This is a genomic window from Rhizobiales bacterium NRL2, assembly GCA_001664005.1.
In the GTDB taxonomy this organism is placed as follows: Bacteria; Pseudomonadota; Alphaproteobacteria; order Minwuiales; family Minwuiaceae; genus Minwuia.
On the sequence record CP016093.1, the window covers coordinates 2,272,275 to 2,288,947 of the forward strand.

Consider the following 16,673-nt stretch of genomic DNA (forward strand, 5'->3'; position numbering starts at 1 on the left):
ATGACGGATTTCCCCCTTCTCAGCATTCTGACCTTCGCCCCGCTGGCGGGCGCGGTGATCATCCTGCTGCTGATCCGCGGCGACGACGAGGCGGTGAAACGCAACTACCGCTGGGCCGCGCTCTGGACCACGGGCGTCACCTTCGCGCTGTCGCTGGTGGTGTGGTTCCTGTTCGACAGCTCCACGCACGAATACCAGTTCGTCGAGGAGAGCGACTGGATCGGCTTCGGCATCACCTACCGCATGGGCCTGGACGGCATATCCATGCCGTTCGTGATGCTGACCACCTTCCTGATGCCGCTCTGCATCCTGGCCAGCTGGGACGCGATCCAGGTGCGCGTGAAGGAATACATGGTGGCCTTCCTGCTGATGGAGACGCTGATGATCGGCGTCTTCTGCGCGCTGGATCTGGTGCTGTTCTACCTGTTCTTCGAGGGCGGCCTGATCCCGATGTTCCTGATCATCGGCATCTGGGGCGGGGGACGGCGCATCTACGCGTCCTTCAAGTTCTTCCTCTACACCCTGCTCGGCTCGGTTCTGATGCTGCTGGCGATCCTCTGGATCTACTTCCAGGCGGACACCACCAGCATTCCGGAGCTGATCGCGCGGGCGACCTCGCCGGATACGGCGATTCCGGCAAGTGTCCAGACCTGGCTCTGGCTCGCCTTCTTCGCCTCCTTCGCGGTGAAGATGCCCATGTGGCCGGTCCATACCTGGCTGCCCGACGCCCATGTCGAAGCGCCGACGGCGGGTTCCGTGATTCTGGCCGGCGTGCTGCTGAAGCTCGGCGGCTACGGCTTCCTGCGCTTCAGCCTGCCCATGTTCCCGGTCGCTTCGATGGAGTTCGCGCCGTTCATCTTCGCGCTCTCGGTCGTCGCGGTGATCTACACCTCGCTGGTCGCCCTGATGCAGCAGGACATGAAGAAACTGATCGCCTATTCGTCGGTGGCGCACATGGGCTTCGTCACCATCGGCCTGTTCACCTTCAATCCGCAGGGCATCGAAGGCGCGATCTTCGTCATGCTGGCGCACGGGCTGATCTCGGGCGCGCTGTTCCTCTGCGTCGGCGTGATCTACGACCGGCTGCACACGCGCGAGATCGCCCGCTATGGCGGCCTGGCCGACAACATGCCGCGCTACGCCTTCGTCTTCATGCTGATGACCATGGCCTCGATCGGCCTGCCCGGCACCGCGGGGTTCGTCGGCGAGTTTCTCGCCATTGTCGGCGCCTTCGAGGCCAATACCTGGGTCGCCGTGCTGATGACCACGGGCGTCATCCTCGGTGCGGCCTACGCGCTCTGGCTCTATCGCCGGGTGATCTTCGGCAAGCTGGAGAAGGAGGATCTGAAGGCGCTGCGCGATCTCAGCCCGCGCGAGATCGCGATCTTCGCGCCGATCTGCGCCGCCGTGATCTGGATGGGTATCTATCCCTCGGTCTTCCTCGACATCATGGAGCCGTCGGTGATGCATCTGCTCGACAACCATGACAAGGCGATCGCCGCGGCCGAAGCCATGTCTGCCGCCGATCTGGCCGCCAACGAACCGGGGCTGAAGTGATGATCCACGACTACGGTCTCGCCGGCCCGGAGATCTTCCTGGCCATCGCCTCCATGGTCCTGCTCATGGTCGGCGTGTTCAACAAGAGCGCCACGGCCGTGCGGGTCACCTGCTGGCTGGCGGTGCTGTCGATGATCGTCGCGCTGGTGCTTGTCGTCGCCAGCCCGCAGGACGGCGTGACCTTCGCCGGCATGTTCGTCTCCGACGCCTTCGCCCGCTTCGTGAAGGTGCTGATCCTCGCCGGTTCCGCGGTCTCCATCATCATGTCCATGTCGTTCATCGAGCGCGAGCAGATGAACCGTTTCGAGTATCCGGTGCTGGTCACCATCGCCACGCTCGGCATGATGATGATGGTTTCGGCCAGCGACCTGATCTCGCTCTATCTCGCGCTCGAACTGCAGAGCCTGCCGCTCTACGTGCTGGCCGCGTTCCGTCGCGATTCGGTGCGCGCGACCGAGGCGGGGCTGAAATACTTCGTCCTCGGCGCCCTGTCGTCGGGCATGCTGCTCTACGGCTGCTCGATGATCTACGGCTTCACCGGCTCGACCGGCTTCGAGGGCATCGCGGCTGCGCTGCAGGGTTCGGAGCGCGCCGGGCTCGGGCTGGTCATCGGCATCGTCTTCCTGTCCGCCGGGCTGGCCTTCAAGGTCTCGGCCGTGCCGTTCCACATGTGGACGCCGGATGTCTACGAGGGCGCGCCGACGCCGGTCACGGCCTTTTTCGCCGCCGCGCCGAAGGTCGCGGCGCTGGCGCTGTTCATGCGCGCCTTCCTGGAGCCGTTCGGCGGCCTGGAGGCCGACTGGCGGCAGATCATCTGGTTCATCTCGGTGCTCTCCATGGTGCTCGGCGCCTTCGCCGCCATCGGCCAGACGAACATCAAGCGCCTGATGGCCTATTCCTCGATCGGCCATGTCGGCTACGCCCTGATCGGTCTGGCGGCGGCGACGCCGGAAGGCGTGCGCGGCGTGCTGATCTACGTCGCCATCTACCTGGTGATGAACCTCGGCACCTTCGCCTGCATCCTGGCGATGCGCCGCGGCGAGCACATGGTCGAGGGGCTGGACGATCTCAAGGGCCTGGCGAAGACCCACCCGGGCATGGCGCTGGCGCTGGCGGTGTTCATGTTCTCGCTGGCCGGCATCCCGCCGCTGGCCGGATTCTTCGGCAAGTTCTACGTCTTCATGTCCGCCGTGAACGCGGGGCTCTACGTCCTCGCCGTGATCGGCGTGGTCTCCAGCGTGGTCGGCGCCTTCTACTATCTGCGCATCATCAAGCTGATGTACTTCGATGAGGCTCAGGAGCCGCTCTCCCGTGGCTATGGACGGGATCTGGGCCTGATCATGGGCGTCAGCGCCGTGCTGATCGTCGCCTTCGTCATCGTGCCGTCCTGGCTGGTCGACAGCGCCGGCGCGGCCGCGCGCTCGCTCTTCGGCTGACGGGCCGGACGGCCAGGGCGGCGTTCGGCGGCGGCGCGGACCTCCGTGGCGTCCCGATGAAATTGGAATCGCACGCATGACCGCGCCCGCCTTTCGCTTCCGCCGCGTTTCGCTTGGCGATGTCGGCTCCACCAATGACGAGGCGCGGGCGAGGCTGGACATGCTGGCAGGCGGACCCTATGTCGTGACAGGCGTTCGCCAGCTTTCGGGCCGGGGGCGCCGCGGTCGGAACTGGGTCAGCCCGGCGGGCAATGTCTACGCATCCTTCACGCTGACGCCCGAAGCGCCGCTCAGCCGCTATCCGGAACTGTCCTTCGTCGCCGCACTGGCGGTGTCGGATGCAGCGCGGAGTTTCGTGCATGAAGCCGGTCGCGTTCGATGCAAGTGGCCCAATGACGTGCTGATCGACGGCGCCAAGGTCTCGGGCATCCTGCTCGAGACCGCGCAGGCCGAGGGGCGCACTGCGGTGATCGTCGGCATCGGAGTCAACGTCGCCTCCAGACCGACGGACACGCCCTATGCGGCAACGGCGTTGACCGAGCACGCCCCGGACGCCACGTCGGAGCAGGTCTTCGCGGCGCTGGTGGAGGCGCTCACGGCACGCATCGGCAGGTGGGAGCGCAAGGGCTTCGCCGCCATCCGGCACGCGTGGCTGGAGCGCGCCGACGGTCTGGGGGAGCCGGTCGTGGCACGGCTTTCGGACAGGGAAGTGCATGGCCGCTTCGTCGACCTCGCCCCGGACGGCGCGCTGATGCTGGAAAACGACTTGGGGGACATGGTACGCATCGCCGCCGGCGACGTCTTCCGCCCGAGAACGGAAAGCTAGGAAAGAACCGAAACATGCTACTCGCGATTGATGCGGGCAACACGAACACCACCTTCGCCGTCTTCGACGGCGATGAGATCGTCGGCGAATGGCGCTCGGGCACGAATACGGCGCGCACGGCCGACGAATACGCCGTCTGGCTATCGAGTCTGATGCAACTGGTGGACCTGAAGTTCGCCGATGTCGACACGGCCATCATCGCCACCGTCGTGCCGCAGGGCCTGTTCAATCTGCGCACGCTCTGCCGGCGCTATTTCAACTGCGAACCCCTGGTCGTGGGCGATCCGGACGTCGACATCGGCATCCGCATCCTGATCGAGAAGGAGCGGGACGTCGGCGCCGATCGCCTGGTCAACGCCGTCGCGGCCCATCATGCCTATGGCGGCCCGGCGATCATCCTGGATTTCGGCACCGCGACGACGTTCGACGTGATCGACGAGAACGGCAACTATCATGGCGGCGTCATCGCCCCGGGCATTCATCTCAGCCTGGAGGCCCTGCACATGGCCGCCGCCAAGCTGCCGCGCATCGCCGTCGAGCGCCCGACCCGCGTGATCGGCAACGACACCCAGTCGGCCATGCTGTCGGGTGTCTATTACGGCTATGTCGGCCTCATCGAGGGGCTGGTCGCCCGTATCAAGCAGGATTTCGGCAAGCCGATGAAAGTGGTGGCGACCGGCGGACTGGCCGCCATGTTCGACGACGGAACCGACGAGATCGACATGATCGATCGCGACCTGACCATGAAGGGACTGCTTATGATCGCGCGGCGCAACCCGAGGACGATGAATTGAGCGCCGCCCATCCCCATCGCGACGGGCTGGTCATCGCGCCGCTGGGCGGCTGCGGCGAGATCGGCATGAACCTGACCCTCTACGGTGCGGAGGGAAAATGGCTGATGGTCGACTGCGGCATGACCTTCGCCGACGAATCCCTTCCCGGCATCGACCTCGTGGTGCCGGACCCGAGCTTCATCGCATCGGAGGCCGACGATCTGGTCGGCCTGGTCGTGACCCATGCCCACGAGGACCATCTGGGCGCGATCCATCATCTGTGGGATCGCTTCCGCTGCCCGGTCTACGTCACGCCCTTCGCCGCCGAATCGCTGCGGCTGAAGCTGGAGGAAGCAGGGCTGCGCGACGAAGTGCCGGTGCACATCGTCCGCGACGAGGGGCCGCTGGATCTCGGCCCGTTCCGGGTCACCATGATCGGGCTCACCCATTCGACCCTCGAAATGCAGGCGCTGGCGATCGAGACCCGTCATGGCACGGTGCTCCATTCCGGCGACTGGAAGCTGGATCCCGATCCGCTGCTGGGCGAGATGTCCGACGAAGCGGCGCTGAAGGCCTGGGGCGACCGCGGCGTGCTGGCGCTGGTCTGCGATTCCACCAACGTCTTCACCCCCGGCACATCGGGATCTGAGGCCGACGTCCGCCGGTCTCTGATTGATCTGGTGAAGGCCCGCCCGACGGGCCGTATCGTGATCACCTCCTTCGCTTCCAACGTCGCGCGTCTGGAAAGCGCGGCGGCGGCGGCCGAGGCGGCGAACCGCAGTTTCGCTCTGGTCGGCCGGTCGCTGTGGAAGTTCTACGAGGCCGCGCGGGAGTGCGGTTACCTGAAGAAGATGCGCCCGCCGCTCTCCGACCGCGAAGCCGCGGATCTGCCCTCGGACAAGGTGCTGTTTCTCTGCACCGGCTGTCAGGGCGAGCAGCGCGGCGCCATGGCCCGCATCGCCTTCGACGACCATCCGACGATCGCGCTGGGCCGGGGCGACACGGCGATCTTCTCCTCCAAGATCATTCCCGGCAACGAGCGCACGCTGATGCGCGTGCACAACGCCCTGGCGCTGGCCGGCGTCGAAGTGATCACGGAGAAGGAGCACATGGTCCATGTCTCCGGTCATCCGGCCAGGGAAGAACTCAAGCGCATGTACGAGCTGGTCCGGCCAGAGCTGCTGGTGCCCGTCCATGGCGAGGCCCGCCACCTGATCGAACAGGCCCGCTTCGGCGTCGAGGAGGGCGGCGTGCCGGCGGCTCAGGTGATCCTGAACGGCGACGTGCTCCGCCTGGCGCCCGGCAAGCCGCAGCTGGTGGGCGAGGTGCCGACCGGCCGCCTGGCTGTCGATCCGTCCGGCCTCGTCGTGATGGCCTCGGCGATGCTGCAGCACCGCCGCAAGCTGTCCTTCAACGGCGCGGCCATGATCGTCCTGGTCGTCGACGAGGACAGCGAGCTGGTGGAGGATCCCCGGGTCATGCTGCTGGGCGTGGCCGATGGCAAGGGCCTGCGCCAGCTCACCGAGGATATCGAGATCGCCATCGACAAGGAGATCGCCAGGGTCAACGGCCGCCGTCCGGCCGACGACGACGCGCTGGCGGAAGCGGCGGTGCGGGCGTTGCGCCGCGTGGTGCGGCAGATCAATGGCCGCCGCCCGATCACCGAATGCGAGGTCGTTCGCCTGGAAGACGGCGAACAGGTGTCTGTGAAGAAGCTGAAGGAGGCCGTCTGATGATCGGACGCTTGAACCATGTCGCCATCGCCGTGCCCGATCTGGAGGCCGCGGCGGCGACATATCGTGACACGCTCGGCGCGAAGGTTTCCGCGCCGCAGCCGGAGCCCGATCACGGCGTCACCGTCATCTTCGTCGATCTGGGCAACACCAAGATCGAGCTGCTGCATCCGCTGGGCGAGAACTCGCCGATCGCGAACTACCTGAAGAACAATCCTTCAGGCGGCATGCACCATGTCTGCTACGAGGTCGACGACATCATCGCCGCCCGCGACCAGCTGAAGGGCGAGGGCGCACGGGTGCTGGGCGACGGCGAGCCCAAGATCGGGGCGCATGGCAACCCGGTGCTGTTCCTGCATCCGAAAGACTTCTGCGGCACGCTCGTGGAGCTGGAACAGGTCGCCTGAACATGTCGGTTGTCGGCGGCATCGTCATCTTCGTGATCATCTGGTGGGTGGTGCTGTTCGCGGTGCTGCCCATCGGCGTGCGCAACGCCTACGAGGAGGGGATCGAACTGGTGCCGGGACAGGCCGATGGGGCGCCCGTGCGTCCGCGCATCCTGTTCAAGTTCGCGCTCACCACGGCGATCACCGCCGCCATCTTCGCCCTGATCTGGGCCAGTGTGTTCTTCGACTGGGTCGACTGGCGTCAGCTCATGCACGACATCGCGGCGGTGACCTGAGCGGCCGCCGTTACCCGCGCGCCGGGCGGACTAGGCCTGATGCGGGTCGTCGCCGAGTTTCACGACCTGCTTGCCGAAGTTCTCGCCCTTCAGCATGCCGATGAAGGCCTTCGGCGCACTGTCGACCCCTTCGGCGACGTCGACGCGGTAGGTCAGCTTGCCTTCCTTCAGCCATCCGCCCACGTCGCGCATGAATTCAGGCTGCAGGTCGAAATGGTCGGAGATGATGAAGCCCTGCAGCTTCACCTTGTTGACCAGCAGGCTGCGGACGTTGTGGATGCCTTCGGGCTGCTTCAGATTGTACTGGCTGATCATCCCGCACAGCGCGATGCGGGAGAACGGGTTGAGTCGCGTCAGCACGGCGTCGAGCATCCGCCCGCCGACATTCTCGAAATAGATGTCGATCCCCTCGGGGCAGTGCTGTTTCAGTGCATCTTCCAGGCTGTCGACGGTCTTGTAGTTGAAGCAGGCGTCGAAGCCGCAGCCTTCCACGCACCACTTGCACTTGGCGTCGTCGCCCGCCGAGCCGACGACGCGGCAGCCCTTGAGCTTCGCGATCTGTCCCACGACCTGTCCGACGGCCCCGGAAGCGGCGGAGACATAGACGGTCTCGCCGGCCTTCGGCTCGCCGATCTTCAGCAGGCCGTACCAGGCGGTGAAGCCCGGCATGCCGAGGATGCCGAGGAAATAGGGCAGGGGCGCCAGGGTCGGGTCGATCCGCACGATCCCCGCGCCGCCCGGCACGGCGGTGTGGGTTTCCCAGTTCAGCATGCCGGTCACGATCTGGCCGGCCTCGAACTTCGGATTGCGGCTTTCGACGACCTCGCCCACCGCGCCGCACTGCATGACCCTGCCCAGCGCGAAACCGGCCGTGTAGGACTTCTCGTCGTTCATCCGCCCGCGCATGTAGGGATCGACGGACATGTAGATGTTGCGTACCAGCACGTCGCCATCGCCGAGTTCGGGCACCGGCGCGTCTTCGACGCGGAAGCAATCCTCGCTCACCCAGCCCTCGGGCCGCTTCTCGAAGATCACGCGGCGATTCGTGATGGTCATGTTGTCTGTTCCCCCGGTCGGACCGTTGTTCAGGGCCGAAGGGTAGTGGAGCGGCGAGCCAAGTAAAGCGGTCCGGGCGGGCTCAGTCCCGTTTGACGAAATGCGACGCCACCATGAGACCGGTTCCGACGAAGGCAGTGAGCAGCCCGGCGCCGAGAAGGGCGGGCAACGTCCACGGCGTGGTGTCCGCAAGCAGCCAGCCGAGCAGCGCAATACCGGGTGCCGCGAAGAGGATCACCACACCGGCGGCGCGGAGTGCGCGGGTGAGCCCGGCGCCGTCGTCGTCCTCTCCGAGGGAAAGCAGCCGGTCCCGCACGGCCTGGTCAAGGGGCTGGCCCGTGTCGATCATCCGGCGCAGGGTCTCGAGACGGGCTTCCCGGACGCGGGCACTGTACCAGATGCCGGCGAGAACGATTGCGCCGACGAAACCCCAGAAGGCGATCGCCGCCAGGCCGTCGCCGATGGTCATGCCGCCCATCATGTCCTCTCGTGCAATTGCCAGCGTATTCTACATATCAGATATGGAAAAGGAAGGGGTCGGGATTTCTCAGTTGGCCGGGCCGGCCGCCTGCGCCGTCTCGTCGGCGGCGATCCAGAGGCCGTTGCCCTGGAAGTCGGGCATGGCGGCGGCGACGAAGGCCTCCATGATCTCGTCGGGATGGGGCAGCGTGTCGGGGTTCTCGCCGGGGAAGGCTGTCGCCCGCATGGCCGTCCGCGTCGGGCCGGGGTTGATCACATTGACCCGGACGGCGGTCTTCTCGACCTCGGCGGCGTAGGTCTGCGCCAGCTTCTCCAGCGCCGCCTTGGTTGTGGCATAGACGCCCCAGTAGGGCGCGGCGCGGCGGGTGATGCCCGAGGTGACGAAAAGCGCGCGCCCGGCGTCGGAACGGCGCAGCAGCGGGTCCGTCGCGCGGATCAGCCGCCAGTTGGCGTGCACGTTGACGCGGAACACGCTCTCCCATTCGTCGGGCTGGATTTCGGCCATGGGCGTCAGTGTGCCGAGTATGCCCGCATTGCCGACCAGTATGTCGAGGCGGCCGAAGCGTTCGGCCAGCGGCGCGGCGAGCCCGTCGATCGACTGCCATTCCTTCAGGTCCATGGGCACCAGCGTGGCGCTGCCGCCGAGCCGGGCGATCTCGTCGTCCAGTTCCTCCAGTTTCCCGGCGTCCCGGGCGACCGCGACGACATGTGCGCCTTCGGCGGCGTAGCGCCGCGCGATGGCCGCGCCGATGCCGCGGGAGGCGCCGGTGACCAGGGCGATTCGGCCCTCGAGTCGCTTCAGCCGGTTCTGATCGTTCATGACGAAGGCCTCCTGGGGTTCGCAACGGGCGGACAATCGCCTGCCGGGGCCGGAATCGCAAAGGTCCTGTCGCCGCACCGCGCGTCCGCGATGCGCGTCTTGAATTCGCCGCGATCCGGTGCGAATGGACATGGTCATGATCCCGAAACGTCTCGCGGCAGCGACCCTGACCATCGACCTCGGCGCGCTGGCTGACAACTGGCGGCTACTGGACCGGCTCACCGGCCGCGCCGAGACGGCGGCGGTGGTCAAGGCCGACGCCTATGGGATCGGCATTGCCCATGCCGTCCCGGCCCTCACTGCAGCCGGCTGCCGAACGTTCTTCACCGCCCTGCCCGACGAGGGCGAACAGGTTCGCCGCCATGCGCCGGATTCGGTCGTCTACGTTCTGGACGGCCTCCTGCCCGGGGCAGAGGACGACTATACCGCGCTGGGCCTGATCCCGGTGCTGAGCGACCTGGGCCAGATCGAGCGCTGGGGGCGTCATGCCGCGGCGCTTGGCCGGCGGCTCGCCTGCGCCATTCATCTCGACACCGGCATGACGCGTCTCGGCCTGCTGGGACAGGCGGTGGAGCGGCTGATCGCCGAACCCGCGCTGCTGGACGGGCTGGACGTCCGGGCCTGGTTGACCCATCCGGCCTGCGCCGACCTGCCGGGGCACGAGATGAACGCCCACCAGCTCGCGCTGTTTCGCGAGCGCACCGGAAGGCTGCCCCGCGCGGCGCTCAGCGCCGCCAATTCGCCCGCCGTCTTCCTCGATCCGGAATGGCACATGGACCTGGTCCGTCCCGGGGTTGCGCTGTACGGCTCGAATCCCTCGTCCCTCTGTCGTGGCGCAATGAAGGAAGTCGTGCACCTGAAGGCGCGCGTCCTGCAGGTGCACGAGGTCACGGGAGAAAGGACCATCGGCTATGGCGCGACCCATCGCCTCGGCGCGCCCGGCCGCATCGCCACCTGCGGCGTCGGCTATGGCGACGGCTACCTCAGATCCTTCGGAAACCGCGGGTTCGGCGTGATCGCCGGCCATCGCGTGCCGCTGGTCGGACGCGTCTCCATGGACCTGATCAGCTTCGACATCACCGGGGTGCCGGAGGGCCGGGTGGACCCGACGGCGGAGATTTCGCTCATCGGCGGCGGGGTCGATATCGACGAACTTGCTGCAAAGGGCGACACGATCGCTTATGAACTGCTCACGGGTCTGGGCGCACGCTACGCCCGCGACTATGTGGGAGCATCTGTTTGAATTCGCGCTGGAATATCTTCGCGCTGGTCGGACGTGTCATTCTCGAGTTCCTGGCGGCCATCGGTCGCCTGTGCGTCTTCACCGGCCATGGGCTGCGCCATTGCGTGACCCCGCCCTGGTATCCTCGGCTGCTGCTGCGGCAGATGCTGCAGATCGGCTACTACTCGCTGCCGGTGATCGGTCTAACCGCGTTCTTCACCGGCGCGGTGCTCGCGCTGCAGATCTACATTGGCGGGTCGCGGTTCAATGCCGAAAGCCTCGTCTCCTCGATCGTGGTGCTGGGCATCACGCGCGAACTGGGGCCGGTCATCGGCGGTCTGATGGTCGCGGGCCGGGTCAGCGCCGCCATGGCGGCCGAAATCGGCACCATGCGGGTGACCGAGCAGATCGATGCCCTGACCACGCTGTCGACCAATCCGTTCAAGTATCTTGTCGCGCCGCGCCTGATCGCCGGGGCCACCATGCTGCCGCTGCTGGTGCTCGTCGCCGACATCATCGGCGTCTTCGGCGGCTTCGTGATCGGCACCCAGAAGCTGGGCTTCAACATCGGCAACTACATCTCCAGCACCATCAACTTCCTGCACGTGGACGACGTCGTTTCCGGCCTGGTGAAGGCGGCGATCTTCGGCTTCCTGATTTCGCTGATGGGCTGCTATCACGGCTTCATGAGCCGCGGCGGCGCCCAGGGCGTCGGCCGCGCCACCACCAACGCGGTGGTCAGTGCCTCGATCCTGATCCTCATTTCCAATTACGTGGTCACGGAGCTCTTCTTCGCGCAATGAACGCCCAGCCGAAAATCGCCATGAAGGGCGTCACCAAGTCCTTCGGTTCGAAGCAGGTGCTGCGCGGCATCGACCTGGAGGTGGGCGAAGCGGAATCGCTGGTCGTGATCGGCGGTTCCGGCACCGGCAAGTCGGTCATGATCAAGACCGTTCTGGGCATCGTCCGTCCCGACGGCGGCTCGATCCGGATCGATGGCGAGGAAATCGCCGACGCCGGGCCCGCCGAGCGCGAGAAGCACATGAAGAAGATGGGCATGCTGTTCCAGGGCTCGGCCCTGTTCGACAGCCTGCCGGTCTGGGAGAACGTCGCCTTCGGCCTGATCCAGGGTCAGCGGATGAAACGCTCGGAAGCGCGGGAGGCCGCGGAGGCCAAGCTGGCGCAGGTCGGCCTGAACGCCGAAGTCGGCGAACTGATGCCGGCGGAACTGTCGGGCGGCATGCAGAAGCGCGTGGCGCTGGCCCGCGCCATCGCCACGGACCCGGAGATCATCTTCTTCGACGAGCCGACGACGGGACTCGATCCCATCATGGCCGACGTGATCAACGACCTGATCGTCAAATGCGTGCGGGAGCTGGGCGCGACTGCGGTTTCGATCACCCATGACATGGCCTCGGCGCGGAAGATCGCCGATCGGGTGGCGATGATCTACGAAGGGCGTATCCTCTGGGCCGGCGCCGCCGAAGACATCGACGATTCGGGCAACGAGTATGTCGACCAGTTCGTCCACGGCCGGGCCGAGGGACCGATACAGATGCAGGTCCGCAAGCTGTGATGGAGGAAGTTCAGGGCTGAGATGGCCAGGGCGAGCCGCCGATATGTCTGCCGCGAATGCGGCGCGGTCTATCCGAAATGGCGCGGCTTCTGCGACTCCTGTGGCGCGGCGGACAGCGTCGAGGAGGAAACGGCCAGCGCGCGGCCCCGGGCCTTTGGCGTGATACAGGGCGGCGGCCGCAAGCGGGCCGCCGAGTTGACCGATCTTTCCGTCGAGACACTGGACGAGCCGCGCCGCACCAGCGGTGTCGTCGAACTGGACCGCGTGCTGGGCGGGGGTCTGGTGCGCGGCTCGGCCATCCTGATCGGCGGCGACCCCGGTATCGGCAAGTCCACGCTGCTGCTCCAGTCCGCGGCCCGGATGGCCGCGACCGGCCAGAAGGTCGTCTACATCTCCGGGGAGGAAGCGACGGCGCAGATCGCCATGCGCGCGCGCCGGCTGGGCGTCGACGGCGCCTCGATGAAGGTCGCCAACGCCAATGCGCTGGGCGAGATCATGGCGGCTCTGGAACAGGGGCCCGCGCCGGATCTGCTGGTGATCGATTCCATCCAGACCGTCTTCTCCGAGAATCTCGACAGCGCGCCGGGCACCGTTGCCCAGGTGAGGGCCTGCGGCCACGAACTGGTGCAGTACGCCAAGCAGTCGGGCGCGGCGGTGGTGCTGGTCGGTCACGTCACCAAGGATGGGCAGATCGCGGGACCCCGCGTGCTGGAGCACATGGTCGACACGGTGCTGTACTTCGAAGGCGACCGCAGCCACCAGTTCCGGATCCTGCGCGCGGTCAAGAACCGCTTCGGCGCCGCCGACGAGATCGGCGTCTTCGAGATGGCCGAGAAGGGCCTGATGGAGACGCCCAACCCTTCGGCGCTGTTCCTGGGCGACCGAGACGAGCCGGTGGCCGGCGCGTCGATATTCGCCGGCATGGAGGGCAGCCGGCCGATCCTGGTGGAGATTCAGGCGCTGGTGGCGCCATCGCCGCTGGCCACGCCCCGGCGTGCCGTCGTCGGCTGGGACAGCGGTCGGCTGGCCATGATCCTGGCTGTGCTCGATACCCGTCTCGGCCTCTCGCTGGGGCAGAACGAGGTCTATCTCAACGTCGCGGGCGGGCTGCGCATCGGCGAGCCCGCCGCCGACCTGGCCGTCGCCGCGGCCCTGCTGTCTTCGCTGGCGGACCGGCCGCTGCCGGCGGCCACCGTGGTTTTCGGGGAGGTCGGGCTGGCCGGCGAGGTGCGCCGCGTCGCCCGGGCCGAGGCGCGGCTGAAGGAAGCGGCCAAGCTGGGTTTCCGCCGCGCCATCGCGCCGTCGGGCTCCGAGGGGCGGGATCTGCTGGAAACGACGGAGATCGACGGGCTGCACAGGCTGTTCAGCCTTTTCCCTCTGGACGAGGAACAGGGCGCATGACCTTCGCCGACCTCGTCGTCATCGGCATCATCGCCATTTCGGTGCTGTTCAGCTTCTTCTTCGGTTTCGTATGGGAAGTGCTGTTCTTCGCCAGCTGGGTCGGGGCGGCCCTGGCGGCGTATTTCGGCTTTCCCCATGTCAGCCCGTGGGTCGAGGCGCAGATCGGTTATGGCCTCGGCGCCGACATCGTTTCGGCCGTCGCGATCTTCATCGCCGCCCTTGTCATCCTGATGATCGTTACCCAGTTCATTGCCGGCCGGGTGCGCCGCAGCGGCGCGGTCAGCATCGCCGACAGGCTGCTGGGCATCCTGTTCGGCGCAGCCCGGGGCGCGCTCGTGGTGATTGCGCTCTGGCTGGTGATCGACTACATCGCCCCCGACGATCCGCCCGAAACGGTAAGGGACGCGCGCAGCCTGCCGCTGGTCAAGCAGGCCGCCGAGACAGTACTTTCCACGGTGCCGCAGGCACTGAAGGAGCGCGCCCGCGCCGCGAGCGACGATGCCCGCGAGAAGGCCGGGGCGGCCGAAGACATGATGGACGCGGGCCGCCGTCTGCAAGGCCAGAACGAGACGCCCGGCAAGGGCTACAGCGAAGAAGACAGCCGCCAGCTCGAGCGGATGATCGACGGTAACACCAACGACCGGTGACCCCTGAATGAATGACATGCTGACGACGCGTCCCTTCGATGCCGACGACGATCATTTCCACGAGGAATGCGCCGTCTTCGGCATCTGGGGCGCGGGATCCGACGAGGACAACCCCAGCCGCGCCGCCGCCATCACCGCGACCGGACTGCACGCGCTGCAGCATCGCGGCCAGGAGGCCTGCGGTATCGTCGCCTTCGACAAGAGCCAGTTCCTGGTCCACCGGGCCGTCGGGCTGGTCGGCGACGTCTTCGGCAAGGGCAAGGCCGATCGCGGCGGCGCCGGCCCATTGACCCGGCTGGTCGGCTCGTCGGCCATCGGCCATACGCGCTACGCCACGTCCGGCAAGGGCGCGGGGCCGGCGTCGATCCGCAATATCCAGCCGCTCTGGACCGATCTGGACGAGACCGGCGGCTTCGCGCTCGCCCACAACGGGAATCTGACCAACGCGATGGCCCTGAAGGCGGAACTGCGCGCCGAGGGACGCCGGTTCCAGTCGACCAGCGACACCGAGGTGATCCTGGACCTGATGGCCCGCAGCCGGGAGCGCCGGCTCGCCAACCGCCTGATCGACGCCCTGAGCCGCGTCGTGGGCGCCTACTCGATCGTCGGCCTTTCGGCCAAGAAGCTGATCGGCGTACGCGACCCCTCGGGCGTGCGTCCGCTGGTGCTCGGCCGGCTCGACAACGCCTGGATCATCTGCTCGGAGACCTGCGCGCTGGATATCGTCGGCGCCACTTTCGTGCGCGATATCGAGCCCGGTGAGATGATCGTCATCGACGAGGACGGCATGCAGACGCGCCGCATCGGCGCCGCGCCGCGCCGCTTCTGCATTTTCGAATACATCTATTTTTCCCGTCCTGATTCCTTCGTCGAAGGCCGCAATGTCTACAGCATCCGCCAGGCCATCGGCCGGGAGCTGGCGAAGGAGGAGACGCACAGCGCCGACATGGTCATCCCGGTGCCCGATTCAGGCACGCCGGCCGCAGTGGGCTACGCCAAGGAAAGCGGTATCCCGTTCGAACTGGCGGTGACGCGCAGCCAGCTCGCCGGCCGCAGCTTCATCGAGCCGGATCAGGAAAGCCGCGAGCAGGTCGTGCGCCGCAAGCTGAACGTCAACCGCGACATGGTCAGGGGCAAGAGCGTGGTGCTGGTCGACGATTCCATCGTCCGCGGCACCACGTCGAAGATCCTGGTGAAGATGTTCCGCGATGCCGGGGTGCGCGAGGTTCACATGCGCATCGCCAGTCCGCCGACGCGCAGCCCCTGCTATTACGGTGTCGACACGCCCTCCAAGGGTGAACTGATCTTCAATCAGTACGCCAATCTGGAGCAGATGGAGCGTCATCTGGGCGTCGACAGCCTGCGCTATCTCTCGGTTCCGGGCATGTACCGGGCGGTCGGTGAGACCGACATCCCCGAGGATGAGACCGAATGCGGCGCGAAGGCCGGCTATTGCGACGCCTGTTTCACGGGGAAATATCCGATCCGGCTGGTCGACAATTCCGAAGGCAGCGTCACCCAGAAGGATCTGTTCCGCGAACTCGGCTACTGACCCGGGGGCCGCGCTTCCGCCAGTTCGGATTCGATGAAGGTGGCGATCATGTGCCGTGTCGCCGCTTCCTGGCAGTCGCGCAGATGCGTCAGGTGTCCGGGGCCATTGCAGTCATAGCCCACGAGCTGCACTGAATCGGGCCAGGTCTCGGTCAGGAAGCGGAGCTCCTGCGGCCGGTTGAACTGGTCGCCCTCATAGGCGAAGACCAGCGCGTCCATCCTCTCCGCCGTCTTCATGTGCGCGATCTGCCTTGGCCGCGCCTCCTGCCGCCAGCGCGGGTAGACGTTGATCTCGTCGCGGGGGCCGGCAAAGGACGGGGCGAAGGCGATTGCACCGTTGAAGCTGTCGCCATGCTCGATGGCGGCCATGAGCGAGGACCAGCCGCCGGCCGAGTGGCCGGCCACGAAGATGCGCTCCGCTGTGACGCCCAGGGCGTTCAGCTGCGCAATCGCTTCGGCGATCTCGTCGACGCGCTGATAGATGTAATTGCCCGTCGGCCGGTCGCGGTCTTCGAGCGTTTCCGAACAGAGCCGGTAGACATGGAGGCGCTGCATCCTGAGTCCGCGGAGACTGGGCGGCACGCTGTTGTGGAAGGCGTCGCAGTCCTCACGGCGCTGGGGCCGCTCCGTGCCGTGGTTGTAGATCACGACGATTGCGCTTCCGGGCCGGTCGATGGCATCGGGGCTGTCGACGATCCGGGCCTCGGGCGGCAGCGTCGATGCCGCCTGCGGGACGCTGTTGATCGAGGGCGGGCCGGTGTTGTCGCGCGCGCCGCCTTCCTCGCCGCAGGCGGCAGCCAGAAACAGCGTCAGCAGGGAGAGGGCCGCCATCGTCGGTCTCATCTGTCTGCGGCCCTTTGCGGTCGGTGACGCTCCCGTCGTTAACTGTCGATCCGAACCCGCCCGTTCAACC

Annotated in this window: 17 protein-coding genes; 13 read left to right on the forward strand and 4 right to left on the reverse strand. The window is 66.8% G+C overall.

What is annotated here, in order from left to right; genetic code table 11:
* From TEF_10585 to TEF_10615, 7 genes are all read left to right on the forward strand, one after another.
* Entirely contained in the window at window positions 1-1,557 is a 1,557-nt protein-coding gene (locus TEF_10585) for an NADH-quinone oxidoreductase subunit M (protein ID ANK81193.1), read from the forward strand.
* Window positions 1,557-2,993, forward strand: a complete 1,437-nt coding sequence (locus TEF_10590) for an NADH-quinone oxidoreductase subunit N (protein ANK81194.1) — start codon at window positions 1,557-1,559, stop codon at window positions 2,991-2,993. Before TEF_10585 ends, TEF_10590 begins: the two co-directional genes overlap by 1 nt.
* A gap of 76 nt (window positions 2,994-3,069) precedes the next feature.
* Entirely contained in the window at window positions 3,070-3,819 is a 750-nt protein-coding gene (locus TEF_10595) for a biotin--[acetyl-CoA-carboxylase] ligase (GenBank protein ID ANK81195.1), read from the forward strand.
* 14 nt (window positions 3,820-3,833) lie between these two features.
* Window positions 3,834-4,613 carry a pantothenate kinase gene (locus TEF_10600; GenBank protein ID ANK81196.1) on the forward strand — a complete coding sequence of 260 codons (780 nt, stop codon included), beginning with the start codon at window positions 3,834-3,836 and terminating at the stop codon, window positions 4,611-4,613.
* A 65-nt stretch (window positions 4,614-4,678) separates the two neighbouring features.
* A complete protein-coding gene (locus TEF_10605) occupies window positions 4,679-6,325 on the forward strand; it encodes a hypothetical protein (GenBank protein ID ANK83414.1) in 1,647 nt (548 codons plus the stop codon).
* Complete coding sequence (locus tag TEF_10610) at window positions 6,325-6,732, forward strand: methylmalonyl-CoA epimerase (protein ID ANK81197.1); 408 nt, start codon at window positions 6,325-6,327, stop codon at window positions 6,730-6,732. Before TEF_10605 ends, TEF_10610 begins: the two co-directional genes overlap by 1 nt.
* A 2-nt stretch (window positions 6,733-6,734) precedes the next feature.
* Window positions 6,735-7,007, forward strand: a complete 273-nt coding sequence (locus TEF_10615) for a hypothetical protein (GenBank protein ANK81198.1) — start codon at window positions 6,735-6,737, stop codon at window positions 7,005-7,007.
* A 30-nt stretch (window positions 7,008-7,037) separates the two neighbouring features.
* On the opposite strand, the gene TEF_10620 is transcribed toward TEF_10615, so the two are convergent.
* The 3 genes from TEF_10620 to TEF_10630 all read right to left on the reverse strand — a co-directional run bounded on the left by TEF_10620 (window position 7,038) and on the right by TEF_10630 (window position 9,363).
* A complete protein-coding gene (locus TEF_10620; GenBank protein ID ANK81199.1) occupies window positions 7,038-8,063 on the reverse strand; it encodes an NADP-dependent oxidoreductase in 1,026 nt (341 codons plus the stop codon).
* 82 nt (window positions 8,064-8,145) lie between these two features.
* The gene (locus TEF_10625; protein ANK81200.1) at window positions 8,146-8,544 is read right to left on the reverse strand and encodes a hypothetical protein; all 399 of its coding nucleotides are present in this window, start codon (window positions 8,542-8,544) and stop codon (window positions 8,146-8,148) included.
* A gap of 66 nt (window positions 8,545-8,610) precedes the next feature.
* Window positions 8,611-9,363, reverse strand: a complete 753-nt coding sequence (locus tag TEF_10630) for an oxidoreductase (protein ID ANK83415.1) — start codon at window positions 9,361-9,363, stop codon at window positions 8,611-8,613.
* A gap of 136 nt (window positions 9,364-9,499) precedes the next feature.
* Here TEF_10630 and TEF_10635 point away from each other — a divergent pair, with 136 nt between their 5' ends.
* The 6 genes from TEF_10635 to TEF_10660 are packed head-to-tail and all read left to right on the forward strand — an operon-like array spanning window position 9,500 to window position 15,761.
* Complete coding sequence (locus tag TEF_10635; protein ID ANK83417.1) at window positions 9,500-10,606, forward strand: alanine racemase; 1,107 nt, start codon at window positions 9,500-9,502, stop codon at window positions 10,604-10,606.
* A gap of 14 nt (window positions 10,607-10,620) precedes the next feature.
* Window positions 10,621-11,388, forward strand: a complete 768-nt coding sequence (locus TEF_10640) for an ABC transporter permease (protein ANK83416.1) — start codon at window positions 10,621-10,623, stop codon at window positions 11,386-11,388.
* Complete coding sequence (locus TEF_10645; GenBank protein ANK81201.1) at window positions 11,385-12,161, forward strand: ABC transporter ATP-binding protein; 777 nt, start codon at window positions 11,385-11,387, stop codon at window positions 12,159-12,161. Before TEF_10640 ends, TEF_10645 begins: the two co-directional genes overlap by 4 nt.
* 21 nt (window positions 12,162-12,182) lie before the next feature.
* Window positions 12,183-13,562 (forward strand): DNA repair protein RadA, encoded by a 1,380-nt coding sequence (locus tag TEF_10650; GenBank protein ID ANK81202.1) that lies wholly within the window; start codon window positions 12,183-12,185, stop codon window positions 13,560-13,562.
* Window positions 13,559-14,209, forward strand: a complete 651-nt coding sequence (locus TEF_10655; GenBank protein ANK81203.1) for a hypothetical protein — start codon at window positions 13,559-13,561, stop codon at window positions 14,207-14,209. Before TEF_10650 ends, TEF_10655 begins: the two co-directional genes overlap by 4 nt.
* Window positions 14,210-14,216: 7 nt before the next feature.
* Window positions 14,217-15,761 (forward strand): amidophosphoribosyltransferase, encoded by a 1,545-nt coding sequence (locus tag TEF_10660; GenBank protein ID ANK81204.1) that lies wholly within the window; start codon window positions 14,217-14,219, stop codon window positions 15,759-15,761.
* Here the strand turns inward: TEF_10660 and TEF_10665 are convergent.
* A complete protein-coding gene (locus tag TEF_10665; GenBank protein ID ANK81205.1) occupies window positions 15,755-16,591 on the reverse strand; it encodes a hypothetical protein in 837 nt (278 codons plus the stop codon). The two genes, TEF_10660 and TEF_10665, sit on opposite strands and share 7 nt — an antisense overlap.
* Window positions 16,592-16,673: the final 82 nt, after the last annotated feature.

Bases quoted from the DNA above. Each gene is read 5' to 3' on its own strand.
- TEF_10585 (ANK81193.1), top strand. From the start codon at position 1: ATGACGGATTTCCCCCTTCTCAGCATTCTGACCTTCGCCCCGCTGGCG.
- TEF_10590 (ANK81194.1), top strand. From the start codon at position 1,557: ATGATCCACGACTACGGTCTCGCCGGCCCGGAGATCTTCCTGGCCATC.
- TEF_10595 (ANK81195.1), top strand. From the start codon at position 3,070: ATGACCGCGCCCGCCTTTCGCTTCCGCCGCGTTTCGCTTGGCGATGTC.
- TEF_10600 (ANK81196.1), top strand. From the start codon at position 3,834: ATGCTACTCGCGATTGATGCGGGCAACACGAACACCACCTTCGCCGTC.
- TEF_10605 (ANK83414.1), top strand. From the start codon at position 4,679: ATGAACCTGACCCTCTACGGTGCGGAGGGAAAATGGCTGATGGTCGAC.
- TEF_10610 (ANK81197.1), top strand. From the start codon at position 6,325: ATGATCGGACGCTTGAACCATGTCGCCATCGCCGTGCCCGATCTGGAG.
- TEF_10615 (ANK81198.1), top strand. From the start codon at position 6,735: ATGTCGGTTGTCGGCGGCATCGTCATCTTCGTGATCATCTGGTGGGTG.
- TEF_10620 (ANK81199.1), bottom strand. From the start codon at position 8,063: ATGACCATCACGAATCGCCGCGTGATCTTCGAGAAGCGGCCCGAGGGC.
- TEF_10625 (ANK81200.1), bottom strand. From the start codon at position 8,544: ATGATGGGCGGCATGACCATCGGCGACGGCCTGGCGGCGATCGCCTTC.
- TEF_10630 (ANK83415.1), bottom strand. From the start codon at position 9,363: ATGAACGATCAGAACCGGCTGAAGCGACTCGAGGGCCGAATCGCCCTG.
- TEF_10635 (ANK83417.1), top strand. From the start codon at position 9,500: ATGATCCCGAAACGTCTCGCGGCAGCGACCCTGACCATCGACCTCGGC.
- TEF_10645 (ANK81201.1), top strand. From the start codon at position 11,385: ATGAACGCCCAGCCGAAAATCGCCATGAAGGGCGTCACCAAGTCCTTC.
- TEF_10650 (ANK81202.1), top strand. From the start codon at position 12,183: ATGGCCAGGGCGAGCCGCCGATATGTCTGCCGCGAATGCGGCGCGGTC.
- TEF_10655 (ANK81203.1), top strand. From the start codon at position 13,559: ATGACCTTCGCCGACCTCGTCGTCATCGGCATCATCGCCATTTCGGTG.
- TEF_10660 (ANK81204.1), top strand. From the start codon at position 14,217: ATGAATGACATGCTGACGACGCGTCCCTTCGATGCCGACGACGATCAT.
- TEF_10665 (ANK81205.1), bottom strand. From the start codon at position 16,591: ATGGCGGCCCTCTCCCTGCTGACGCTGTTTCTGGCTGCCGCCTGCGGC.